The organism is Sorangium sp. So ce1014, assembly GCF_051521505.1.
In the GTDB taxonomy this organism is placed as follows: Bacteria; Myxococcota_A; Polyangia; order Polyangiales; family Polyangiaceae; genus Sorangium.
Genome location: NZ_CP150356.1, coordinates 11271552 through 11294931 on the forward strand (window position 1 = coordinate 11271552; position 23380 = coordinate 11294931).

19 protein-coding genes are annotated in these 23380 nt (G+C 73.1%); 11 read left to right on the plus strand and 8 right to left on the minus strand.

Features of this window, described 5'->3' with window-relative positions; all coding sequences use genetic code 11:
• Nucleotides 1-4: 4 nt before the first annotated feature.
• Nucleotides 5-652, plus strand: a complete 648-nt coding sequence (locus WME75_RS42510; protein WP_437483155.1) for an ATP-binding cassette domain-containing protein — start codon at nt 5-7, stop codon at nt 650-652.
• Between the two features lie 291 nt (nt 653-943).
• Here the strand turns inward: WME75_RS42510 and WME75_RS42515 are convergent, their stop codons facing one another.
• The 6 genes from WME75_RS42515 to zapA all read right to left on the minus strand — a co-directional run bounded on the left by WME75_RS42515 (nt 944) and on the right by zapA (nt 6190).
• A complete protein-coding gene (locus WME75_RS42515; protein WP_437483158.1) occupies nt 944-2008 on the minus strand; it encodes a helix-turn-helix domain-containing protein in 1065 nt (354 codons plus the stop codon).
• Complete coding sequence (locus WME75_RS42520; protein WP_437483160.1) at nt 2005-2433, minus strand: hypothetical protein; 429 nt, start codon at nt 2431-2433, stop codon at nt 2005-2007. Before WME75_RS42520 ends, WME75_RS42515 begins: the two co-directional genes overlap by 4 nt.
• Nucleotides 2430-2783 carry a hypothetical protein gene (locus tag WME75_RS42525; protein ID WP_437483162.1) on the minus strand — a complete coding sequence of 118 codons (354 nt, stop codon included), beginning with the start codon at nt 2781-2783 and terminating at the stop codon, nt 2430-2432. The genes WME75_RS42520 and WME75_RS42525 overlap by 4 nt, the downstream gene beginning before the upstream one ends.
• 1138 nt (nt 2784-3921) lie before the next feature.
• Entirely contained in the window at nt 3922-4617 is a 696-nt protein-coding gene (gene bioD, locus WME75_RS42530; protein WP_437483165.1) for an ATP-dependent dethiobiotin synthetase BioD, read from the minus strand.
• Nucleotides 4614-5768 carry an aminotransferase class I/II-fold pyridoxal phosphate-dependent enzyme gene (locus WME75_RS42535; protein WP_437483167.1) on the minus strand — a complete coding sequence of 385 codons (1155 nt, stop codon included), beginning with the start codon at nt 5766-5768 and terminating at the stop codon, nt 4614-4616. Before WME75_RS42535 ends, bioD begins: the two co-directional genes overlap by 4 nt.
• Nucleotides 5769-5860: 92 nt before the next feature.
• Nucleotides 5861-6190 (minus strand): cell division protein ZapA, encoded by a 330-nt coding sequence (gene zapA / locus WME75_RS42540; protein WP_437483170.1) that lies wholly within the window; start codon nt 6188-6190, stop codon nt 5861-5863.
• A gap of 250 nt (nt 6191-6440) precedes the next feature.
• Between zapA and WME75_RS42545 the strand changes: the two genes are divergently transcribed.
• The gene (locus tag WME75_RS42545) at nt 6441-7055 is read left to right on the plus strand and encodes a hypothetical protein (RefSeq protein WP_437483173.1); all 615 of its coding nucleotides are present in this window, start codon (nt 6441-6443) and stop codon (nt 7053-7055) included.
• Nucleotides 7056-7137: 82 nt separating this feature from the next.
• Here WME75_RS42545 and WME75_RS42550 read toward each other — a convergent pair whose 3' ends face one another.
• A complete protein-coding gene (locus WME75_RS42550; protein WP_437483176.1) occupies nt 7138-7920 on the minus strand; it encodes a hypothetical protein in 783 nt (260 codons plus the stop codon).
• Between the two features lie 230 nt (nt 7921-8150).
• Here WME75_RS42550 and WME75_RS42555 point away from each other — a divergent pair, with 230 nt between their 5' ends.
• From WME75_RS42555 to WME75_RS42595, 9 genes are all read left to right on the plus strand, one after another.
• The gene (locus WME75_RS42555) at nt 8151-8489 is read left to right on the plus strand and encodes a DUF167 domain-containing protein (RefSeq protein ID WP_437483178.1); all 339 of its coding nucleotides are present in this window, start codon (nt 8151-8153) and stop codon (nt 8487-8489) included.
• Complete coding sequence (dapF, locus tag WME75_RS42560) at nt 8486-9274, plus strand: diaminopimelate epimerase (protein WP_437483181.1); 789 nt, start codon at nt 8486-8488, stop codon at nt 9272-9274. Before WME75_RS42555 ends, dapF begins: the two co-directional genes overlap by 4 nt.
• Nucleotides 9271-11157 (plus strand): diguanylate cyclase domain-containing protein, encoded by a 1887-nt coding sequence (locus WME75_RS42565; RefSeq protein ID WP_437483184.1) that lies wholly within the window; start codon nt 9271-9273, stop codon nt 11155-11157. The genes dapF and WME75_RS42565 overlap by 4 nt, the downstream gene beginning before the upstream one ends.
• A gap of 51 nt (nt 11158-11208) precedes the next feature.
• Entirely contained in the window at nt 11209-12804 is a 1596-nt protein-coding gene (locus WME75_RS42570; RefSeq protein WP_437483187.1) for a DUF4388 domain-containing protein, read from the plus strand.
• Between the two features lie 152 nt (nt 12805-12956).
• The gene (gene ald, locus WME75_RS42575; RefSeq protein ID WP_437483190.1) at nt 12957-14069 is read left to right on the plus strand and encodes an alanine dehydrogenase; all 1113 of its coding nucleotides are present in this window, start codon (nt 12957-12959) and stop codon (nt 14067-14069) included.
• 17 nt (nt 14070-14086) lie between these two features.
• Nucleotides 14087-15178, plus strand: coding sequence for an isocitrate/isopropylmalate dehydrogenase family protein (locus WME75_RS42580; RefSeq protein ID WP_437483193.1), 1092 nt, complete (start codon nt 14087-14089; stop codon nt 15176-15178).
• Between the two features lie 119 nt (nt 15179-15297).
• Nucleotides 15298-18924, plus strand: a complete 3627-nt coding sequence (locus WME75_RS42585) for a response regulator (protein WP_437483195.1) — start codon at nt 15298-15300, stop codon at nt 18922-18924.
• 97 nt (nt 18925-19021) lie between these two features.
• Nucleotides 19022-21328, plus strand: a complete 2307-nt coding sequence (locus tag WME75_RS42590; protein ID WP_437483197.1) for a sulfatase-like hydrolase/transferase — start codon at nt 19022-19024, stop codon at nt 21326-21328.
• Between the two features lie 373 nt (nt 21329-21701).
• Nucleotides 21702-22460, plus strand: coding sequence for a hemerythrin domain-containing protein (locus WME75_RS42595; RefSeq protein WP_437483200.1), 759 nt, complete (start codon nt 21702-21704; stop codon nt 22458-22460).
• A 32-nt stretch (nt 22461-22492) separates the two neighbouring features.
• Here the strand turns inward: WME75_RS42595 and WME75_RS42600 are convergent, their stop codons facing one another.
• Nucleotides 22493-23350 (minus strand): SOS response-associated peptidase, encoded by an 858-nt coding sequence (locus WME75_RS42600; RefSeq protein ID WP_437483203.1) that lies wholly within the window; start codon nt 23348-23350, stop codon nt 22493-22495.
• Nucleotides 23351-23380: the final 30 nt, after the last annotated feature.

Consider the following 23380-nt stretch of genomic DNA (forward strand, 5'->3'; position numbering starts at 1 on the left):
CGCAGTGGATGCGATCGAGCGCGTGGTGGCGCGCGGCGTCGTGAAGACGTACGGAGGGACAGCGGCGCTGCGTGGGGTGAACGCGACCGTCGAGTCGGGGCGGTTGACCCTCATTGAGGGGGCGAACGGATCAGGCAAGTCGACGCTGCTCGGCATCCTGGGCACCGTGATTCGTCCCACGTCGGGTGCTGTCACTTACGAGCCGCTGGGGGACGACGCGGGGCTGGTTCGCCGCACCATCGGCTGGTTGTCGCACGAGTCGTTGGCGTACCCCGATCTTTCCGGCCGGCAGAACGTCGAGCTGGCGGCCGGTTTCCATGGTCTGGATGCGCACGAGGCGTGGCGCCGCGCGGAGGAGCGCTTCGAGCTGGGGAGCTTCGCGCTGCGACCGCTGCGCACGTGCTCGCGCGGCCAGCGGCAGCGCATCGCGCTCGCGCGAGCGCTGGTTCACCATCCCTCCCTGGTGTTGCTGGACGAGCCCACGACGGGCCTTGACCGCTCTGGTGTCGCGCGGCTCCTCACGGTCGTGGAAGCGGAGGTCGCGCGGGGCGCCGCTGTGGTTGTGGTCTCGCACGAGCCGGACGTCTTCCGGCATCGAGCTGCCGCTCGTCTCGTACTGGAGCGGGGTCGTGTCGTCACCGAGTCGACCTGAGCCGGTGGGGAAGCAACCCGGGCAGTTTCACGTGAAACAAGGTCGTCGTCCTCGTCTGCTGGCTGCTGAACCCATCGTGCGTGACAGCGGCGACTCGCGTTGAAGCGAGGAGTGAGCTGGGGCGACGCACCGGGCTCGTAAGAAGCCTCTGAGACGCCGACGCTTTCAGCCGAGGAGCAGCAACACCGGCCGGGCTCGACTGCACCTCCGCCATTCGTCCCGGCAATGAGGCTTCTTCGGGGTTGGCCACCCGGGCACGTCCTTGAGCGCTTTCGGCGCCAAGAAGCAAGCTCATCCCGCGCGCTCGGCGGAGCCTTTCGGTCGCAGCGAGGAGGCGGCGCAGGTGAGTGCGCGCGGTGAGAACCGGACCCGCCGCAGCGATGGAGGGGTCAGGCACCGACGACGACAAGCAGCAGAGTTTCGAGCCGCCAGAAGGTCAGCCAGCTCTTGGTGTCCTGAGGCGTCTGGTGGCTCGTTCCGCCATCGAGCAAAACGACCGACGCTGTGGGCGAGAGGGAGGCACGCGGATGCCGACCGGTAGCGCTGCACTTGTGGGCTTCCGCTGGCGCTTGCGCTCGGACGCGTCGTGGACGGCCGACACGAGCGGCTCCTCCAAACCACGCGGCGCGCGACGCGCGCCTCGACCTTGCTGGCAACCCCCGCGCCGAGCACGTGCTCGAGCAGCGCCGTCGCGCCGCGCCGCTCGCGCGTGGCCCATGCGAGCAGCTCATCGAGGCGAGCGAGGCTGCGGGTCAAGCCGAGGAAGCCGAGGTGTCGCCGGAGTCGCTCGGCGACGACGTCGTCGCCGAGGGGCGGGTCGATGCCGCTGCTCTGCCGTCTGGGCATGGTGTCTTCTCCTTGTAGTCGGCGCGGGCAGCGCCGGAGGTCTCGGGGTGGCCGGGAAGGCGGTCGTACTCGACGAGATCGCGCGTCCCAGTGCGCGTCTCGCCGAGGGCTTTGGCGATGCGCCGGACGGTGTCCTCGGCGACGTACTCGTCGAGCGAGCGCGGCGTCGCGCGGGCGGCGAGGATGCGCCCCAGCGCGTGGGAATCGATAGCCGTCCTCGCGCAGCGTCTCGAAGATGCGCTGAGCGGTGATGTCCGGGTAGCGAGCCATCAGCTCGGCGACGCGCGCCGCATACGCATCGACCTTGGACGCGCGCGGCGCTCGCGGCGGCGGCTCCAGGAGCGCCTTGTGCTCCTTGTCGCGCGCGTCCGCGTCGGCCGCGAGCAGCGCCTTGACGGTGTTGCGGCTGACGCCGAGCGCGCGGGCGATAGCTCGGGAGGAGAGGCCCTGCCGGTGGAGTGTCACGAGCTGAAGCACCAGCTCTTCGCGGGTGCGCCATGTCACGGTCATGCGGCGTCCTTGTCTTTCAAAGCGGCGCTGTCGCCGCAGACGAGCTGGATGGTGCGCCCGAGGGCATCGAGCACCGGCACGAGCGCGACGAGGCTGTCTTGCGCGAGCGCCGCGGCCTCGGGGCCGATGGTGTGGAGCGTGCCGCCGGCCAGGCGTGCTTCGAGCCGGGCCGCGACGAGTCGCACCGTCCGGAGGTCGCCCGCAAGCCAGTCAAGCTCGCTCCTGGACCGGCGCGTGGGGCGGACACCGGGCTTCGCGCCCGGCGCGCCCTCGTCGAGCCATCGTGCGAGCTGCTCGGCCCGGGCTGCATCGTCGGTGGCGTCGAGCAGCTCGGCGACGAGGAGCTCGGTTTGCCGCACGGTCAGGCCGCGGCGGATCACGACGCCCGCGGCGGCGTGCTGGTTGCCACGTGGCAACTGGCTCACAGCGACGGCGGCGCGCGGCGCGATGAGGCCGAGCGCACGTCGGCTTGCACCGCGGGATCCAGCGCTTCGACGAGCAGCAGGCGCCGGAACGCCCAGCTCTTGTGACGGCCGAGCCGTGCGGCGATGGCGGACTGCGACAGGTGGTGGTCGTGATGGAGCGACCGGATCAACCACCCTTCCTCGAGCTCGGTGAGCCGGCGACGGTCGTGGAGCGCGACGAGCAGGATCTTGGCCTCGGCCACGTCCGCGTCGACGGCGCGTGCGCGGAGGGTGGGCCAGCCGAGAATGCGCGCGGCGCGAGCGCGCTTGAACCCGTCGAGCAGCTCGATCTGGCCGCGATCGGCGAACACGGAGACCGCGTCGAGCTGGCCGTGGCGCGTGCGGCCAGATTCTGCGCAGATCGCGAAGCAAGCTGGCGCGTGACCGGTCGACGGCGCGATCCACGAGCTGGGCGATTTCCTCCGGCAATTCCGCGGACTTGGAGGCCGAAGGTGGAGCGTGACCCCCGGCGGGAGCGACGGCGGGCGGCGCCGCCGCTCGACCCCTGCGACAGTCGCGCTGACGCCTGCGCTCATCGACGCGATGGTCGTCGAGCTCGCGGCAGCGCCGCGCTCGCGCGAGCTGCGGCCGCGAGCGCGGCGACACGCAGCGCCACAAACGCGCTGGGTGGTCAGGGCACGTGGTGACGGCGTGAAGGAGAAGCGGCACTCAGCGCATCGACGGCGGGACGCCATCCCCGCAGCGTCGCGGGCGGCGGCGGGCCGGGCGCCCTGCGGCGGAGACGGCCGCGACGCTGCGCGGGTGGATCACGAAAGCGCCGCGGGCGGCGCTTTCAGACGGCGGCGTCGTGGATCAGTCGGGCGCCGCGGGGTGGATCAGAGGGAGGGCGCCGCTGAAGCCTGTTCGTCGCGCGGCGCGGGGAGGCGCCAGTTCGCAGCCTCATGGGCCACATGAGGGCGGCTTTTGAAGCTGCGGAAGGTCCACACGCTGCTCAAGCGCGAGCGCGGCGTCACTGCCAGCTACGAGACGCTCAGGCGCTCCGTTCGCGTAGCGCAAAATGACGCCGACGGTTCGTGTCGCTGCCACCGGGACCCGGCAAGGTCGCGCAGGTCGACTTCGGTCTCGTGAGCACGCAGTTCAACACGGGCCGCAGTGTGATCAGGAAGCCCCGTTCGTCGCGCGGCGCGGAGAGGGCCGATGTCCACAGCCCAGTGGCTCTCGCTCCTCCGGTTCTGTCGGAAAGCGGGGGCCCAGGCGAGTCCGGCGGGACCCCCGCACCCCGCGACGAGCTGAGTCTCCTCGGGCCGGGCAGCTCGGCACGACCTCCCGCACAATCGGGGACGAGCTTGGGCGACATGAGCCTGGTCGGCCCGCGTTGGAAGGCAGGCCGGATGACCTCAGCTAGCAGGGTGGCTCAGCCGTCCCCGGCCCGGACTCGGCGGACGGCCAACCAGACCCTCGCCCGCAGCTCCGCGCGTGAGCGCATTCCTACATGCCGAGTCGCGCCAAGGTGAGCTCGGCGGCGGCAAGCGACGCCGGCGCTGTGGGGAGGGCACGAGGCATCACAACGCCATCCGGAGCAATGCCCAGCGTCTCGAGCTCCCCCGTGTTGGTACCGGTCGATGCGTCGGGTGCTGCCGGGGGGTTCAGCACCACCAGGGCTGGCGGCAAGCCAGGGGCCAGAGCGCGCAAGGCCAGCACGCAGCTGGCCACCTCGTGAAGGATGCCGAGCCGGTCAAGGCCGACCAGCACGACAGCGTCAGGCGCGAGCGCGCGCACGAGATCTGCGTTCGTCACGCCCGGCCCCAGCGGGGAGAGGAGCGCGCCGGCGCTCTCGATGATCACGAGGGGTGCCGGCTGCCTGTCGACCCACGCGGCCACGAGATCCAGCGAGATGCCTCGGCCGCAGCGGCGTGCCGCCAGGTGAGGTGAGAGCGGCTCCAGAAAGCGGTACGGCGCCGGCTCGGGCTGGACCGAGCTGACCAGAGCGAGGCGATCGGCGTCGCTCGTCGAGAGGCCGTCCACGCCCGACTCGATGGGCTTCAAGCCGCAGACCTTGTCGCCGCGCGCTGCCAGCGCGGCGACGAGCGCCACCGATGCGTGCGTCTTGCCTACCCCGGTCCCCGTTCCAACCACCGCGACCCGGAGCTGCCCTGTTTCACGTGAAACAGGACGGCGCCTCATCGGAGTGCCTCGCGGAACCCTGCGAGGGCGCGGGCCACGTCGACCTCCGAGAGAGACGCACTGGCCGTGATGCGGAGCCGCGATGTGCCCGCCGGCACCGTCGGCGGCCGGATCGCCTGGACAAGGATGCCCTCCCGCGCGAGGCGCTGGGACATCTCCACCGCGGCACCCGGCGACTTCAAGATCCACGGCAGGATAGGGCCCGATGAACCCGGGAGCAGCGGGGCCCCCAGCGCATGCAGGCCCGAGCGGAGCTGGCGCGTGACCAGGGCCAGGCGGGCCCGAGCGGCATCGTCAGCAGAGGCACGACGGACGCGGTCCACCGACGCCAGAGCCACCATGGGGCTGATGCCGGTCGAGAAAACGAAGCTCCTGGCGCGATTCCATAGGTAGGTCCGCAGCGTCGCGGAGCCCGCGACGAAGGCTCCGTGGAGCCCGAGCGACTTGCCGAGCGTGCCGATGAGCACGTCAGGGCGAACGCCGATCTCGGCGCAAAGGCCAGCGCCGCGCGGCCCACAGATGCCAAGGGCATGTGCCTCATCCACCACCAGCGCGGCGTCGTGACGGTCGCACAGCTCGCGGAGACGGCGCAGATCGGGGTTGTCGCCATCCATGCTGAAGAGCGATTCGGTCACGACCCACCGGCAACGAGCGCCGCGGCTGCGCGCGAGAGCGCTCTCGACCGCCTCGACGTCCACATGGCGAACCACCTCGACCGCCGCTCCCGACAGACGGCAGCCGTCGATCAGCGACGCGTGGTTCAGGGCGTCCGAGACGATGACATCCCCCGGCCTGGCCAGCGCGGTGATGGTCCCGACGTTGGCCGCGTACCCTGAAGAGAACAGGAGCGCCGCGTCCACCCCCAGCCACGCAGCGATCTCTCGCTCGGCCATCAAGTGGGCCTCGTGCGTCCCGCTCACGAGGCGGGACGCGCCCGCACCGCTCGCAGCCCCGCCCTTCAAGGACCAGGGGAGAGCGGCGTAGCCAAGATAGTCGTTGGAGCACAGCACCAGCACCCCGGCGACAGGCGGGGTGGCGGCAGGCGTGCGCAGCAAACCCGCGCGTTCGAGCTCAGCGAGCTCGTCCTGCAGGTGCCGGAGGGCACTCACTCCATCGGGCGTCGACGCGTGGGGAAGGGGAGCTTCATCCATGGGTGCAGGCATGCCATCTCCAGTCAGCAGCACGGCCGTCTCAGCAGCAGGGCCGTCACCAGCGGCGCCCGGGCGGTTGAAGGGGCTCCGGCTCAGGGCGTGCTGCCGTTCGCTTCACCCGAAGGTGGCGATTCCGGGCCGGCGCCCAGCACTGCGTCCACCCGCTGCAGGATCCGCCCGAACGCATCCCGCGCGCGCCCGGCGACCAGGGCCGTCCGGGTTCGCTCCTCCTCCAGGTCGTGCGCGAGCGCGATGGCGGCCAGCAACATGGCCTGGGGAGTCACAGAGCGGCCGGCGGGCACAACGGTGGCGAGCTTCTGATCCACGACAGCAGCGAGCCGCTGGAGCTCCTCATCGCTCGCGGAAGTCACCACGCGGTAGGTTTGACCCCCCACCCGTAGCTGCACGGTGCGGCGCGCCATAGCCCCCGGACGCTACCATGAACGCCGCCAGACGCGCAGAGCGGCATGCACTGTGCGATGTGCGAACGGAATGACCCGCCCCGTGACCAGCGTGGCAATCGAGCGCCGGATCGAGCGCCGGCGAACCGGGAGACGCGCGCCAAGACCTGGCCGGAAACCTCGAAGACGAGCCCCGGGCAACCGCGTTGATCGGCGCCGATCGCAGAATTCGAGCGCGCTGCCCGGCAGCGCCCTGTAGCATCGCCCCATCATGGCTACGGCGGGCCGCCCAGCTGCCTTGATTGCCGCCCTCCTGGGGGTCGTCCTCGTGCACGGCACTGCCCGCGCCGAACCCCAGGCGAGCGTCGGCGTCACCCTCGGCCTCGCCGGCGCCGGCCTCGAACGGCGGCTGTGGGACACCACCGTCTTTCACGCTGGATTGCGAGGAGACGTCCTGTTCGGCCGCACCGCCAACGACGACTTCGGCGTCGGACCCTATGCCGAGGTGCTCACCCACGCGTTCGACGAGCTTCAGGCCGGCGCGGGCGTCGCGGCGCTCGTTCCGGTCCTCGACTCGTTTCCGCTGGTCCTCTCCGCAGGGATGTACGGCCGGTGGAGCGATGACGCGAAGGCCGTGGAGCCGGGGATCGCCGCCGCCGTCTTCTGGGGGGTCCGCAGCTACAACTTCCACTCGCGCTACGCGCTGAGCACAGGGCTGCTCGCCCAGATGCGGCTCGGGCTCGGAGACTCGAGGGAGACGGCGGTCGTCCTCGCCGCCCAGGTCGACCTCGCGCTGCTCGGTCTCCCGTTCGTCTATCTGTTCAACGCGATGAAGGGGCCGTCACCCGAGGCAGCCCCGGTGCGCCGCGTTGAAGCGACGCCGTGACGGCGCTTCGAGCCAGCGCCCGGGGGAGGGCGTCCTGGCTCCGCCGGCCAGCCATCCCCGGCGGGATTTCCGGGGCGCGGCGCTACAGGCCGAAGCCGTCGAGGTGTTCGCCGCAGGTCTCACCCAGGTCGCGGCAGTCCTTCGGGCCCACCCTGCCGGAGCAGGTACGCTCGATCTCGTCGAGCTCCTGGCACTCCTCGCTCGCGGAGCTCTGGCAGCAGCTCGGCGGGGCCGTGTCGACGCACGGGCTGCAGCCGAAGCAGACCCGGACAGGGTAGGACCACTCGGCGGTCTCGACCTCCTGGCCGCCCAGCGTCCTGCCCCGCACCACCACCGTCGCCACCACCTCGATGTCGCGCTCGAGCGCCGCGGCCTGGAAGCGCAGGTTGTCCATCGTGGCACCGTCGATCAGGAGGACCTCGGTGCAGTTGTAGCCGGCGTCGCCGCCGCTCCCCGGGTCGACCAGGCCCGCGATCGGAACCACGTACCCCTCCGTCATCGGGGTGCCCGCGAGGTCGGCGACGCGGACCTCGGCCTCGTAGAGCTGGACACGCGACGTCTCGGTGCGGAGCACGTCCGAGTCGCCGCGCTGGACGATCTGGTTGCCCACGAGGAGCGTCGCCGAGTGGCTGAAATCGTACGCGGCGTCCACTTCATCTGCGGTCCAGAACTCCTCGCCAGGGCCGCAGGTTATGGAGGAGCAGTCCTCCGTCGGCGCCATCCGCATGCGGATGAACAGGCTGCTCTCGTTACTGGCGCATGCAGACGCGAGCAGACCGCCCGACGCCGCGAGCAGCGCGAGCGCACACAACCTCCTCGCAAGGCCGGACGTCGCGGCCACCGACCCTTGTCCTTCATCAGTCATGGCAAACGCCTCCACCGCGGAAATGAGCATCAGCGGCGACTATCGAGAACCGCCGGCGCAAGTCGCCCCTGCCGGATCATGTTGCGCGAGCCGGCCCACGACCTGGTCGAAAAGAGTAGCGGGTCAGCCCGCCGAGCGGCAAATTCGCGGTGGCCGTCCGCCGAGCGACGCTGCCGCGGCTCGCGGGAACCACGCGTGAGCTCCAGATACGCTACGATGCCAACGGCCAGATGAGCAAACCCGAGGAGAGCGATCCCGTCGGTGCATGGAGTCGCCTCGCGATCACCGAGCGCGCCGAAGGCGTACGCATCTCGGTCCACGTGCGCCCCAGGTCGTCGCGCTCGGCCATCGCCGGGGTGCGCGAGGGGGCGCTCGACGTGTCGCTGGCCGCGCCGCCCGTCGACGGCGCCGCCAACGCGGAGCTCGTCAAGCTGCTCGCGCGCGCGCTCGACGTGCGCCAGAACGATATCCAGATCGCCCTCGGCACGAGCGGCAGGAGCAAGGTCGTCGCCGTCCGCGGGCTCAACGAGACCGAGGCGCGAATGCGGCTCTCCGGGGCGAAGCGATGAGGGACAACGTCGTCCGGTTCGAGAAATGGGAAGGTCTTGGCAACGACTTCATCCTCGTCGAGGCGGTCCCGATGACCGCCGAGGCGGCGCGGCGCCTGTGTGACAGGCGGTTCGGCGTCGGCGCCGACGGCGTGCTGGTCATCGATCGCGATCGGCCCCGCATGCATGTCTGGAACGCCGACGGGAGCCGCCCCGAGATGTGCGGCAACGGCATCCGCTGCGTCGCGGCCTACCTCGTCTCCCGAGGGACGCCCCAGAAGGAGATCACCATCGCGACCGACGCCGGCGACAAGCGCTGCGAGGTCACCCGGGCAGGCGATCGCTTCGACGTGCTCGTCGGCATGGGCCGCGCCCGCATGGGCGAGCCGCTCGCGGTCACCGCGCTCGGCGCGGAGCACCGGTTCGCTACCGTGGACGTCGGCAACCCGCACGCCGTGACGTTCGATCCCTACACCGAGGACGCGATCGACGCGCTCGGGCCCACCGTCGCGACCACGCCGGCCGAGGGCGTCAACGTCGAGTTCTGCCGCGTTCGACCGGGCGAGGCGGCGTGCATCGACGTGACCGTCTGGGAGCGTGGGGTGGGCCGGACGCTGGCGTGCGGCACGGGCGCCTGCGCCGTGGCCGCCGCCGCGTGCGCGCAGGGCCGCGCGCCGTACGGATCGCCCGTCCGCGTGGTGCTGCCCGGCGGCGCGCTGCGTGTGACCGTCGCCGCCGGATCCCTGGAGCTGCTCATGCAAGGCCCGGCGCGCCGGGCGTTCTCGGGCGAGGTGGTGATCGCGTGACCGCCTCGCTCGAGGGGGTCTGGAGCCCAAACCGGGCGCCGATCCACGAGATCTCGCTCAAGGTGCTCGCCGTCATCGCCGACGAGGCGACCCATACGCTGTTCTCGCGGGTCGTCACGACGGACGAGCTGATGCTCGCCAGCGAGCTCTCGGAGGGGATCGCCCTGGCCGAGACCGGCGCGCCCGACGTTGCCTTCATCGATGTCGGGCTCGGCGACGGGGCGGGCCTCGCCATGGTTCACCATCTGAAGGCTCTCGCGCCCGAGGCGACCGTCTTCGCGCTGGCGACGCGGGCAGAGCTCGAGGCGGGCGCCCACGCGGTCGCGCTCGGCGGCGCCGGGCTCTTCCTCCTGCCGCTCGGCGGCGACGAGGTGCTGAACGCGGTCGGCTCGGTGCGGCTGCGCTTCGCGGAGCGGGCCCTCCGGATGCAGCTCGAGCAGGAGTCGGCGCGTAGCGCGCGGGCGGCCGGGTGGATCGCCCGCGTGGCCGAGCTCGCCGACGCGCGCGACCGCAACGCGGCGGCCCAGCAGCTCGCCGAGGTGTTCGTCGAGGCGACCGCCGCGGCCGCGGCCGCCGTGTACCTGACCGTCGGCGAGCGCTCCACCGAGCTGGCCCGCTCGGCGCTGACCGGGCCGCTCGACCGCGCACCGGCCTACGGGAGCGAGGCCGACATCCTCGACTTTGCCCGGCGCGAGCAGCTTGTCGTCGTTCCTCTCGCCCTCCGCAGGCTGTCGGCGGGGCACCTCCTGCTCCAGAAGGAGCCCGGTCGCAGCTCGGCGTTCCCCTCGGTCAGGCGCCCGGACAGCAGCGCCTCCACGTCCCGGCGCGCTCCGCTCCTCGACGGCCTCGTCAAGCTGCTCGCCACGCAGGCGACGACGGCGCTCGCTCTGCTCGGTGAACGCGAGCGCTCGACCGTCGGCGCCGCGATGAAGGATCCGGCGACCAGCGCCTACTCGTTCGCCTACTACGTCGACGTCGCCGGTCGGGAGATCGACAAGGCCAAGCGGCACGGCCGCCGGTTCACGATCGCCACCATCGTGATCGAGCCCGACGCGACGGCTGTACCCGAGCGCCCGGACGACCTCGCCTTCTGGCGGGCCACGCCGCCGCCCCCCTCGAACACGCTCAACCCCGGTCAGGTCGCCGAGCACCTGCTCCGCGCCGTGCGCGACACCGACATCCTGGCCCGCGTCGACGAGAACGAGTTCCACCTGCTCATGCCCGAGACCGCCGGGCTGGAGGCGCATGCCTGCCACCGCCGGATGCTCTCGCGCGTCGCCGGGAGCGAGAAGCGGGCCGGGTACTTGCCGAAGGGGTTGCTCGTCGGGGTCGCCACGTTCCCGCACGATGGCCAGGGGCTCGCGCAGCTGCTCCGCATCGCCCGGCGGCGCGCCGACGCCACAAAGTCCTCGATCATGCACCGCATCCCCCAGGATCGGCGGACCATCGGCGAGGTCTTCAGCCTGCTCGTGCGCGAGACCCCGAGCGCCGAGGGCCCCTCCGCGATCTCGGCGCCCAGGGCGCTCGACCTGTCGGTGTCCGATACGGTCCTGCTCACGACGTCGGTGGTCCGCAACGCGCTCCGCGGGGGCGCCGTGTTGATCCTTGTCGCCCACCACGACGGGCTCAGCCTCGGTGCTCAGGTGAAGACGCTGCTGGCCTCGCCGCGCGACGACGTGGTGGTGCACGCCCTCGACCTGCGATCCTCGCCGGGGTGCGACGACATCGAGGCGCTCTGCGTGCTTGCGGAGCACGGCGCGTATGCCCTCGTCGGGCGGAACCAGGGGGGCTTCGTGAAGGGTATCCACGCCGCCGATCCGCTGCTCGCGGACTTCCTCGCCGAGCGGCTCGGCCGCGCGGCCGGGCTGCGGGTCTTCGGCTGACTCGGAGGGCGCCGTCCAGTGTCTCGCAGGGTGCTGCTGGTTGATTCGGATGTGGATGCGCTCGGCGCGCTCGCGTCGGCGCTGAGGGCGCGCGGCCTGACGGTGAACAACGCGAACGGCGCCTTCGAGGCCGTGGAGCAGGCGTTCAAGCGGCCGCCCGACGTCGTGCTCGCCGCCAGGGCGATCGACGAGGACAGCGCGCTCGCGGACGCGTTCGCCGCCGTCCCCGACCTCGCCGACACGCCGATCCTGTTCGTCGTCGACGACGCCGAGGGCGATCTCGGCCCCGACGACGTCCTGCGTGGCGACGTCGATCACATCGTCTCGCGCATCACCGAGGCCTCGCCGCGCGGCTCCAAGCCGACGCCGCTGCAGGAGATCCGCGGCGACCTCCAGCAGGTGCCGCTCGTCGACCTGCTCCAGCTGCTCGCGATGAACCGCCGGAGCGGCGTCCTCGGGATCACCACGCCGATCGGCGCCGGCGAGCTCCGGCTCTCGGCAGGGGAGGTGATCGACGCCGTCTACCGCCTCCTCGAAGGGGAGAAGGCGCTCTACCGGCTGCTCGGGGAGCGCGACGGCCACTTCGCGTTCTCCCCCGGCGAGCCGACGAGCGTGCGCCGGCTCATGGTGCCGACCTCGCGGCTCCTGATGGAGGCGCTCCACCAGGTCGACGAGGTCCAGCGCCGGCGCATCGAGCTCGCGCCCGCCGGCGAGGCCTTCCTGGTGACCGAGCCGTCGAGCGACGATCTCGACCTGCCGCCCCTCCACAGCCACGAGACCTTCAACGTCGGCGCGGCCTCCGGGGGCGCCGGCGCGGCGGACGACGCGAGCGCGGCGACCTCGGTGCCCGACATCACCGCGCCGATGCCGACCAGCGCGGCGCGCGGGAGCCGCGCTGGATCGATGCCGCCGCCGCCGACGCTCCGCGCGGCCGAGTCGACCGCGCTCAAGCTCGAGGCGATGCGCTTCCCGACGGCGCCGCCTTCGTCGCTCGGGGAGCCGACGGAGCGCGCGGTCGTGGCCGAGAAGCTCACGGCGCTGCTCCAGATGCCGCACAACCTGGACGAGCTGCTCGACGAGATCGGCGCGCCGGATCTGCTGATCCTGGAGGTCCTGATGGAGCTCACGGCGGCCGGGAAGATCCGCCGCATCTCGCTCGCCGACCTCACCACGCCGTTCGCCCCGCCGGAGCACTTTCCGGTGCTCCGGTCCCTTGTGACGCGCCTGGCCCGGCCGGGCTTCGCGCCGCCGCCGCACCTCGTCATCGCGGCGAGCGCGCGCCGCATGACGATGCTCGCCCACGCCGTCCGCCGCATCGCGGACGCCGTCGTCCCGGCCGAGCCGTCGCCGCACGCGCCGCTCCCGAGGCCGCTCGGCGTGATCCGGCTCGGTGACGGGGTCGAGCTCGCCCTGATCGGGCTCCCCACCGAGGAGAGCTTCGCCCCCACCTGGGCGCTCGCCCTGCACGGCGCGGCCGCGGTCGTCCGGCTCGGGGACGCCCGGGAGGACGCGCTGGCGGCGCACTGCGAGGCGCTGGAGCTCCTGCTGCTCGACGCAGAGGCCATGTTGGGGCCGCTCGATCTCGCGTCTCCGGGACAGATCACGCTGCTGGTGCGCGCCGCGCTCGAGGCCGCCGCAGGGGTGTGAACCGCTGACACGAGGGTCAATTCGAACGGATTTTCCGAGGTTTCTCGCCTCGGAAACAGCCTCCGTATCGGCGGCTTGCAGGGTTGCAAGGGCGCGTTTCTGCTATCGTCGCACATACCTCGCTCTGCAGTTCGGCGAGGAGAGGAGCGAGTGTGCTTATCGGAGTCCCCAGGGAGATCAAGACACGTGAGTACCGCGTCGGCATGACCCCCGCGGGTGTCCGGGCCATGGTGGGGCACGGGCACAGGGTCCTCGTGGAGTCCGGCGCCGGCGAGGGCAGCGGGCTCTCGGACGAAGCCTACGTGCGCGCGGGCGCCGTCATCGCGCGATCGGCAGCGGAAGCGTGGAGCGCCGACATGGTCGTGAAGGTGAAGGAGCCGCTCCCCTCCGAGTACGGCCACTTCCGCCAGGGTCTGCTCCTCTATACCTACCTGCACCTGGCCGCCGAGCCCGATCTCACGAGGGAGCTCGCCAGGCGCGGCGTGACCGGCGTCGCGTACGAGACGATCCAGCACGAGGACGGCTCGCTGCCGCTGCTCCGCCCCATGAGCGAGGTGGCCGGCAGGATGGCGGTCCAGGTCGGCGCCTCGTGCCTAGAGAAGGAGCGGGGTGGCAAGGGCGTGCTCCTCGGCGGCGTGCCGGGGACGCGGCGCGGCCGCGTGGCGATCCTCGGCGGCGGCGTGGTCGGGCGGAACGCGGCGACCATCGCGGTCGGCATGGGGGCGCAGGTCACCGTGCTCGACGTGCGCGCCGAGACGATGAGCTACCTCGAGGACGTGTTCGGCGGCGCGATCGAGACGCTCTACTCCAACGCGGAGAACATCGAGACAATGTGCGAGCGGGCCGATCTCGTGATCGGCGCGGTGCTCGTGCCCGGCGCCAAGGCGCCCCTGCTCGTGACCGAGGACCACATTCGCTGCATGGAGAAGGGGACCGTCGTGGTCGACGTCGCCGTGGATCAGGGGGGCTGCATCGCGACCTGCCGACCGACGACCCACGACAACCCGACCTACGAGGTGCACGGGGTCGTCCACTACTGCGTCGCCAACATGCCCGGCGCGGTGTCGCACACGAGCACCTGGGCGCTGACGAACACGACGATCGGCTATGCGGTGGCGATCGCCAACCAGGGCATCGCCGCCGCCGCCAGGGCCGACCGGGCGGTGGCGCTCGGCATCAACACCCACGGCGGACACGTGACCTACGGCCCCGTCGCCGCAACCCACCGGCTGGAGTACGTGCCGGTCGAACGCGCGCTCGGCTGAGCCCGGAACGCGACCCCGTGGCAGCCGGAAAAAAGAAGAAGATCGCGATCATCGGCGGCGATGGCATCGGCCCGTCCGTCACCGCGGAGGCCAGGCTCCTGCTCGAGCTCTACCAGGCCCGCGCCGGGCTGCCGATCGACCTCTGGGAGCTCGACCTCGGCGCCGACAGGTACCTGCGCGACGGGACGACCTTCCCGAACCAGATCCAGGTGGCGATCCAGCGCGAGTGCTCGGCGGTGCTCCTCGGCGCGCTCGGCGATCCCCGCGTGCCGAACCTCGAGCACGCGCGCGACATCCTGTTCGGGATGCGCTTCGGTTACGACCTCTACGCCAACGTGAGGCCCGTCCGGGCGCTGTCCGACCGGCTCGTCCCGCTCAAGGGTCGCGCGGCGAAGGACATCGACTTCGTCGTGTTCCGCGAGAACACCGAGGGCATCTACGTCGGGATGGGCGGCCAGTTCAAGCGAGGCACCCCCGACGAGGTTGCGATCAATGAGGACGTAAATACGAGGAAGGGGGTCGAGCGGATCATCCGCGCGGCCTTCGACTACGCGCGCGCAAGCGGGCGGACGCGCGTCACGATGGCGGACAAGTCCAACGCAATGCGCCACGCGCACGAGCTGTGGTTGCGGGTCTTTCACGAGGTGCGCGCCCAGTACCCGGAGATCCAGTCGAACCACGTCTACGTGGACGCTCTGTGCCTGTACCTCATCCAGGATCCGTCGCAGTTCCAGGTGATCGTGACGAACAACCTGTTCGGCGACATCGTGACCGATCTCGGCGCGGCGCTGCAGGGCGGGCTCGGCATGGCCGCGAGCGCGAACGTGCACGCGTCCGATCCGGCGCGGGTCGCGCTGTTCGAGCCGGTCCACGGGTCGGCGCCGCCGCTCGCCGGCAAGGACGTGGCGAACCCGTTCGCGGCGATGCTCACCGCCGGGCTGCTCCTCGCCCACCTCGGGTGGCCCGAGGAGGAGCGCCGCATCGAGCGCTGGGTCTCCCAGGCGCTCGACCAGGGGAAGTGCACGGCCGATGTCGGCGGCACGCTCGGCACGCAGGCCGCAGGGGCCTGGGTCCGGGAGCAGATCGCCGCGGAGCTGGGCTCTCAATGAGGTGACGCAGGTGACGCCTGCGCCCCGGCCCGGTGACCGCGCGGGCCCGATCGCCGAGAAGTTCGGGTGTCCGATCCTCCTGTGATACGGGACCGCCAATGGGCGTAGGATCGAGGGCGGTGGAGCACGCGGGACCGCGGAGCAATGCAGCGGGCGAGGCTCGGCACGAGCGGCTGGGCGGGGCGCGGGCCGAGTTCGTGGCGAACCTGGGTCGCCGCGTGGCCGAGCTCCGCACGATGGTCCGGCGGATCGAGGCGGACGACGATGCGCCGCGGCTCGCGGAGGAGCTGAAGCGGCGCCTGCACTCGCTCGGCGCCGGGGCGCGGCTCCTGCGCTTCGCGCGGGTCGCCGAGCGGCTCGCCGAAGGAGAGTCGCAGCTCATCGGCGCGAGCGGCGGCCGGCCGACCGGCGAGGTCACCGCGGCGCTGCGGAAGATACTCGAGGAGCTGCCCGCCCTGGCATGGGGGCAGTCGGCGATCGGCGAGCAGGTGGAGGCGCCGCGCGAGCAGGCGGTGGCGCAGCGCGCGCACGCTGCCGGACCGGCGAGCGCACGCTGCGCCGAGGCCGAGCAGGAGGCCGCGGACGCAGGCTCCGCGAAGGGCAAGAGCACGACCTGGATCGCGGGGGTGAGCAACGGGCGCGCGCTCGCCGCCGGGCCGCTCACGCTCGATGACGACGAGGAGGCGAGCGCGCGCGCGTCCTCGCCGCGCAGCGCGGAGCAGGCGCTCTCCGCCGAGGCGCCGGAGGCCGCGTCGCTCGAGGCGTCGATCACGGTGCTGGTCGTGGGCGGCGCGCCGCTCGCCGGGGCGCTCGATCCGGGGAGCGCCGGCGCCGGGCCGTCGTTCGAGGTGGAGCGCACCGACGACGTGGACACGGCGATCGATCTCGCGCGCGCCTTCGCGCCGGACGTTGTCCTGCTCGACGCGGATCTGCCGGGCGCGCGCGGGCTCGCGGAGGCGCTCGCCGCCGACCCGCTGACCGAGCTCTGCCCGGTCGTCGCCGTGGGGCGCTTCGCTCGACCGGAGGACGCGGCCCCGTACATTGCGCTCGGCGCCGCGCGCGCGCTCGCGAAGCCGGCGTCACCCGACGCGCTCCGGCGCGCCGCCGCCGAGGCCGCGGCGATCTGCGTGCGCTCTGACGACACGCGCGCCGCGCGCGGGCCGCTCGGGGCCGTCAGCCTCGACGAGCTCGGGGCGCGCCTCGCCGAGGAGCTGCGCCGCGGGCTCTGCGACGCCGCCGAGCCGAGGAGCCGCGGGGAGCACGTGGATCTCGGCGACGGCGCCGAGGTCCTCGCGGCGCTCTGGGGCGCTGTGGCGCGCATCCGCGATCTCGTGACGATCCGCTCGCACGGCGGCGTGCGGTTCTCGCCGAACGGTCCGGAGGGCGCGCTGCCGCTCGCGCCGTGGATGACCGCGCCGAGCGCGCCCGAGGGCGACCGATCGAGGCTGCACAGCGAGATCCGCGCGAAGGCGCCGGCGCGCGGGGTCGCCGCGTCCACCGCGGCGCCGGTCGACGCGGCGCTCGACGCGATGGACATCGTGGTCGCGGACGACGATCCGGCGGTGACGTGGTTCCTCGCCGGCGTGCTCCGGGCCGCGGGGGCGAACGTGCACGAGGCGCACGACGGGGCGCGGGCGCTCGACCTCGCGTACCAGACGACGCCGGATCTGGTCGTGAGCGACGTGCTCATGCCGCGCCTCGACGGCTTCGCCCTCTGCCGGGCGCTCAAGCGCGACGTGGCGCTGCGCGACGTGCCGGTCATCCTGCTGTCCTGGAAGGAAGACCTGCTCCAGCGGCTCCGCGAGCTCGGTGCCCAGGCCGACGGCTACCTCCGCAAGGAGGCGAGCGCCGCGGCCTTCGTGCAGCGGGTGAACGAGGTCCTGCGGGGCAGGCGGCGCGTGGCCGAGCGCATCGCGACCGGCGGTGAGGTCCGCGGGCGGCTCGACGGCATGACGACGCGGACACTGCTGTCGCTCGCGTGCGCGCGCCGGCCTGACGCGCTGGTGTCGGTGCGCGATGCCGCGTTCCTGTACGAGGTGCTGATCCGGGACGGCCGCCCCGCCGGCGCGACCCGGACGGCGCAGGACGGGACGTTCCATCGCGGCCCCGCGGTGCTCGCGGCGCTGCTCGGCGTCGGCTCCGGCCGCTTCGCGGTGGCGTCCGCGCCGGAGAGCGAGCTCGAGGCGCCGCCGCGCCCCGGGTTCGAGGGGACGCTCGCAGAGCAGCTCGTGCCCGCGATCGCCGCGGCCCGGGCGGCACAGCGGCTGCTCCACGGGCCGCCCCTGATGCAGGCCGAGCGCGTCATCCTCGATCTGGAGGGGATGGGCGCCACCATCGACGCGACACCCGAGCCGGCGCGGTCGCTCCTGAAGGCGCTCGCCCGGGGGACTTCGCCGCGATCGGTGATCACCTCGGGCGAGTTCGCCGCGAGCCTCGTCGAGGACGTGCTGAACGACGTCGCGGCGCGCGGCGGCGTGCGGCGCGTGATCGGCCGCGAGGGAGAAGACCTGCTGGCGCCCGCCGTGATCCACGAGGAGGAGACGCTGCGCGGCGTGCGACGCACCCCGGAGCGTGCACCGGTCATGGCGCTGCTGCCGGAGCTCGGCGGCGACGCCGCCGCGTCATCGCGCGCACCGGTCGAGCTCGCCGATGACCAGCTCACGGTGGTGCCCGGCTCGGTGGCGCCGATCTCGGCGGTGTCTGCGCCGGGCTCGGCGGCTTCGATCCCGGTGATGTCGGTGGTGTCAGCGCCCGGGTCGGCGGCGTCCATCCCGGTGGTGTCGGTCGACGGCGACGACGAGACCACCGCGGTTGCGAGCGCGCTCAGGGCGGAGGCGAGGGCGCTGGCGAGCGCCAGAATCCCGAGTGATTTCGCAGAGATCCATGGCGATGTGGTCAACGCGCGCGCGACATGGACCCCGCCGGCCGAGGCCGTGACGCTCGCGAGCGCGACGCCGGCCGTGGCGGGCGTCCGGCCGGCGCCGCGTCGGCCGGACGCCACGTTGCCCGCGCTGGAGTACCCGAGGCCCGAGCGGCTCGTCACGCTCGGCTCGCTCCCACCGCCCCCGGTCGCCGAGGAACCGGCTCCGGCGCCCGTGGCGCTGAGGGCGCCCGCGCCCTCCGCAGCGCGAGGCGCGGCGTCCGCCCCCGCGCCCTCCGTCGACGAGTCGCCCACGCCGCGCCGGGTGCGCCGGCCGTCCGCCTACGTGCCCACGCCGCCGCCGCCCGCCCGCGACAACCGGTTGACCATGTGGGTCCTCTTCGCGGTGGCGGCGTTCGTCTTCGCGGTGGCCGCGCGGCTGTCGCGCGATCACGAGCTGCAGAGCGCCCCGCCGCCCGCCCAGCCGCCGAGCCCGTCAGCGGTCGAGCCCGCGGTCGCCGCCATGGCGGGCGCTGCCGTGGCGTCCGCCGCCGCGCCGCCGGCCGCCGCGCCGCCGGCCGTGACGGCCGCCGGACCGATCGGTGAGACGACGGCCAACCCCGTGCTCCCCGACGATCTGCCGCTCGCCGCCGAGCACAAGGTCCCCGAGGGACACGGCATGCTGGAGGTGATCGCCGGGTCGGGCGACACGCTCTTCGTGGACGGGCGGAAGGTGGGCACCGGCAGCGCCAAGCTGCCGCTCGCGCCGAAGGACGGCGTCTACGAGATCCGGGCGAAGCTCCGGGACGAGGAGCGGGTGCGCTTCGCCCTCGTCAAGGCCGGCCGCCTCACCCGGCTCCGCATCGCGCCGCCGTGGCGCCGCTGACCGCGCCGGAGGCGCCGCCCCCGCCGCCGAACCAGCCCGCGCTGCCCCGGGTGCCCAACCACAGGCAGGAAACGCCGCTCGTGGTAGAGCACGCCCCGTGCGCGCCCGCGTGATCCGACCCAGCCACCCCTCTGCCGCGCTCACGCTCCTCTCCGCCGCGGCCGCGCTCCTCTCCGGCTGCACCGGGTGCGAGACGTCGACCCGCGATCTTCCGGCCGGCGCCGCCGCGGCGCCGGCGAGCCCCGCAGCGCCGCAGCTGCCCCCGGCCCGCGACCTCGTGCACCTCGTCGACGAGCTGCCCAACTGCGACATCGAGCACCGAGGGCTCCTGTTCGATACAGGCGCCGGCGCCCTCCTCGGCCGCTTCGCCTGGCAGGGGACCGTGCCCACCGGCATCCACGCGGTCGAGCACGCTGGATCCACCTGGGCGCGCATCTCGGACCGACAGATCAAGCTCACGTTCGTCCTGCCGTCCGCGAGCCCCATCTTCGTGTCCGCCCGCGCGGTCGGCCTCGCCTCCCGGTACGCCACCATCTCCCTCGACGACCAGCTGCTCGGGACCCTCCGCTTCCAGCGCGACCAGATCCGGATCGCCTCGACCCCGACCACCACGCTCCCCGCCGATCCCGGCCTGCACACCCTCACGATCCGGTTCTCCGGCCGGCTCCGCGCAGGGGAGGCGTTTGCCGACGTCGACTGGGTCCGCGTGGGCATCCCCGACGAGGACCCGACCACCTACGGCCCCCCGACCCTGCGCGACGTCGTCGCGCCCGCCGCGGCGCTTTCGGGCGTCCCGCACCGGTCCATCGCGCTGCGCGCCCCGGGCGCCGTCCGCTGCGCCTTCCGCCCCTCCAGGGTGACCCGCCTCCGCACGGCCGTCGGCGCGCAGGGCTCCGCGGAAGGCGACGCCGAGATCCGCGTCCTGCGCGACGGCCAGGAGCCCCTCGTGATCCATCGGGTCCACGTCGAGGGCGGCGACAAGGCGACCTGGACCGACATCGAGCTGCCGCTCGCGCCCTTCGCGGGCTCCCTCATCTCCCTCGAGCTCCGCGCCACCGCCGCGGCCCGCGGCGGACGCATCCTCTTCGGCGACCCCGTCCTCGCCGGATCGCCGGAGCCCCCGCCGTCCGTGCCCGCAGCGCGCGCCGTCGTGATCGTCGCCCTGAACGGGGTCGAGCGGCCCGATCTGCCCCCCTGGAGCGGTCGCCCGGAGCCGCACCTCGCGACGCTGTCCGAGCTCGCCACGTCGGCGACGACCTTCGATCACCACCGGGGCCCGAGCACCGTCGTGTCCGCCGTGGTCGCGTCGCTGCTCACCGGACTGCCGCCGCCAGCCCATACCGTCACCGATACAGGGGCCCGCCTCCCCGCCCGCATGACCACCCTCGGCGCCATCGCGAGCGACAGCAGCATCCGGACCGGCTTCTTCACCGGTGTCCCCACCACCTTCCGGGCGTTCGGCTTCGGACCCGGCTGGTCCCGCGTCCTCGAGCACCCCCCGACCAGCGGCGAGCCGGCCACCACCCCGATCGACGCCGCCGCCGCCTGGATCAGCGAGACCGTCCGCCAGGACGCCGGGAACCGCCTGCTCGCGTTCGTCCACGCGCGCGGAGGCCACCCGCCCTGGGAAGTCGGCCCGAAGGAGCTGAACGCCCTCAAGCCCGCCGACTACGCCGGCCCGATCGAGCCGCGCCGCGCCGCCCAGGTGCTGGCCAGGCTGCGCAACCGGCGCCGCGACGTCCTCAGCCCCGACGATCGGGACCGGATCCGCGACCTCTTTTCCATCGCGCTCGCCGGCCAGGACCGCGCCCTCGGCAACCTCATCGGGACCCTCAAGACCGCCGGCCTGTGGGACGAGACCCTCTTCATCGTCACCGGCGACCTGGCCAGCGGGCGCTCCGACACCGCGCTCTACGCCGAGAGCCTCGACCTCCAGGAGCCGGTCCTGGCGCTCCCGCTTTATGTCCACTTTCCCGGCGACCTTTACGCCGGCCAGCGCGTCTCTGCCCCGACCGAGATCATCGACATCGCGCGCACCGCGGTCGCCTCCCTCGGCCTCTCGTTCGCCCGCAAACCGCTCGGGAAGGATCTGGCGGCCGTCGCCTCGGGCCTCGAGGGCGTCGAGCGCGACCCCCAGATCGCCGCCCTCGGCGATCGTTACTCCACGCGCTGGGGTAACCTCGTGCTTTCGGGGCGGCTCGGTGTTCCCCCCTTTCTCTGCGACCTCGACGTGGACCCAACCTGCGCCTTCAACCGCCGCGAGGTGATGCCGCTCGCCACCGTGTCGCTCTTCAGACGCACCGTGACGTTCGACCTGTCCCTGCGCGCGCCGGCGGCGCAAAGGGAGCCGGCCACGATCGACGCGGAGACGGCGGCCGTGCTCAACGTATGGGGCGCACAATGAGGCCCGCGCGACGCCGCGCCCGCGCGCAGACGACAGCCCGCTGACGGCGCCCGGGCGGCGCGCCGGCGCCGGGCGCGGGCGTCCGCGACATCGCGCAGGCCGCGCGCGATCGCGCTCCGCGACGTCATGATGCCCCGCTGCGAGGCAGCATGCCCCGCTCCGCGCTCCCGGCGGCGCCCGCGCGCGGGGTCGAGATCGACGTACGCCCGCGCCCGCGCGTGCGCGTCACGCGCCCGCCGCACGCGCGTCAGCGTGCGCGTGATGCGCTCGCTCCGCGCGCGCCGGGCGCCTGGCATGCTTCGCGCAAACGCCGCAGACCGCACAGGCAAAGCGCCTCGAAGGCGCTTCATCTTTCCGTGAGAGGAGTCCCCGCATGAAGGCGACCGACCTATTGAAGGAGCAGCACCAGGAAGTCGACGAGCTCTTCGAGCGCATCGCGCAGGCTGACAGCAACGAGATCAGCGCGCTCCGCGACGAGCTCGTGGCGAGCCTCGTCGGCCACGCGGCCATCGAGGAGGAGCTCTTCTACCCCCAGACCCGGGAGGCGCTCGGCTCCTCCCCCCTGATCCCGACCTCGTACGAGGAGCACTCCCTCGTCGAGATCATGTTGCAGAAATTGCTCAGCACCAAGCCAGGTGACGAAACCTTTCACGCCAGGCTGAGTGTGCTCAAGGAGCTCGTGCAGCACCACGTCGAGGAGGAGGAGAAGGAGCTCTTCCCCCAGGTCGAGAGCGCCATGGGCGCCGAGCGCCTCGAGGAGCTCGGCGCTCGCCTGGAGGCGCGCTTCGACCAGGTGCGCGAGGGCAACGTCGAGACGCTCCTGAGCAAGCTCGTCGCGAAGAGCATGCCCGCCGCCACCGGCCGCCGCACGCGGGCGGCGAAGCCGGCGGCGCGCAAGGCGGCGGCCAAGCGTCCGCCCGCGAAGCGCGCATCGACGCAGCGCGCCGAGCCGGCGCGGGGCGCCCAGAAGGGCCGTCGCGGCGCCGCGGCCGCGACCGGACGGAAGAAGGCGGCGGACGCGGCGCCGGCGAAGACCGGGCGAGCCGCGCCCACGCGCAAGGCGAGCCGGCCCGCGAAGACGAGCCGCACGGGCCGCAAGGGCGGTCGCACGAGCAGCGCCTCCGCGCGCTGAGATCGCGGTACACCGGCGAACGCCGGGGAACGTCAGCGGCGCGAGGTCCGTCCGGGGGGGACGGCGGGCCCCGCGCCGCCATCCAGGTCGAAGAGCGGAAGCGTGCCGCCGGCCTTCGGGGCAGCGGCCTTCGAGGGGCTGGCCTTCGGGGCAGCAGCCTCCGCCGCGACCTCCTGCAGCAGGGCAGGGTCGTCGTGGCCGACCGAGTTGACCCGCGGCGAGACGGCGCGCGCCGCGAGGGAGCCGCGAGGCGCCGGCCGGAGCAACGCCTCGGCCCGCTCAGCGTCCGCGCCGTCGCCGCCGAGCCAGAGATCGACGTCCCCGGGCTCGAGGAGGACCGGCATGCGGTCGTGGACCGGCGCCACGTCGGCGCTCGCCTCGGTGGTCAGGATCGTGAAGCGGAGGTCGAGCTCCCCCGTGTCGGGGTCCTTCGCCGGCTGGTACAGCCCGGCCAGGCGGAGCAGCCCGCCCCCCGCCGGGTGGAACCACGTCGGCCGGCGCGCACCCTTCGGCCCGGTCCACTCGTAAAAGCCGTCCGCCGGCACCACGCAGCGGTGCGCCGCGAACGCCCCGCGGAACGTCGGCTTCGTTCGCGCGCTCTCGGCCCGCGCGTTGGCGAGGAGCGAAGGCGCCGCGCCGCCCCTGGCGAAGCGCCCCGCGAAGCCCCAGGTCGCCGGCACGAGCTCTCGCTGGCCGCCCTGCGCGCGCAGCACGGGGTGGACGGTCGAGGGAGCGATGTTGTACCGGGGCCGGTAGAGCGCGGCCGCCTTCGGGTCGGCGACGATCGCCCGAGCGGGGCCGCCGCCCGCGGCGCCTGCACCGAGGGCCGCCTCCAGCATCGCCAGGAGGGACGCAAAGTCCGGAACGGCGAGGGTGAAACGCGCGCACATAACACTAGATTAGCGCCTTCGGCGCGCCTA

Excerpts from the sequence above, each read along its gene's own strand:
- WME75_RS42535 (WP_437483167.1), bottom strand. The coding sequence starts at position 5,768 with ATGGATGAAGCTCCCCTTCCCCACGCGTCGACGCCCGATGGAGTGAGT.
- bioD (WP_437483165.1), bottom strand. The coding sequence starts at position 4,617 with ATGAGGCGCCGTCCTGTTTCACGTGAAACAGGGCAGCTCCGGGTCGCG.
- dapF (WP_437483181.1), top strand. The coding sequence starts at position 8,486 with ATGAGGGACAACGTCGTCCGGTTCGAGAAATGGGAAGGTCTTGGCAAC.
- WME75_RS42555 (WP_437483178.1), top strand. The coding sequence starts at position 8,151 with ATGAGCAAACCCGAGGAGAGCGATCCCGTCGGTGCATGGAGTCGCCTC.
- WME75_RS42545 (WP_437483173.1), top strand. The coding sequence starts at position 6,441 with ATGGCTACGGCGGGCCGCCCAGCTGCCTTGATTGCCGCCCTCCTGGGG.
- WME75_RS42515 (WP_437483158.1), bottom strand. The coding sequence starts at position 2,008 with ATGACCGTGACATGGCGCACCCGCGAAGAGCTGGTGCTTCAGCTCGTG.
- zapA (WP_437483170.1), bottom strand. The coding sequence starts at position 6,190 with ATGGCGCGCCGCACCGTGCAGCTACGGGTGGGGGGTCAAACCTACCGC.
- WME75_RS42600 (WP_437483203.1), bottom strand. The coding sequence starts at position 23,350 with ATGTGCGCGCGTTTCACCCTCGCCGTTCCGGACTTTGCGTCCCTCCTG.
- WME75_RS42595 (WP_437483200.1), top strand. The coding sequence starts at position 21,702 with ATGAAGGCGACCGACCTATTGAAGGAGCAGCACCAGGAAGTCGACGAG.
- WME75_RS42550 (WP_437483176.1), bottom strand. The coding sequence starts at position 7,920 with ATGACTGATGAAGGACAAGGGTCGGTGGCCGCGACGTCCGGCCTTGCG.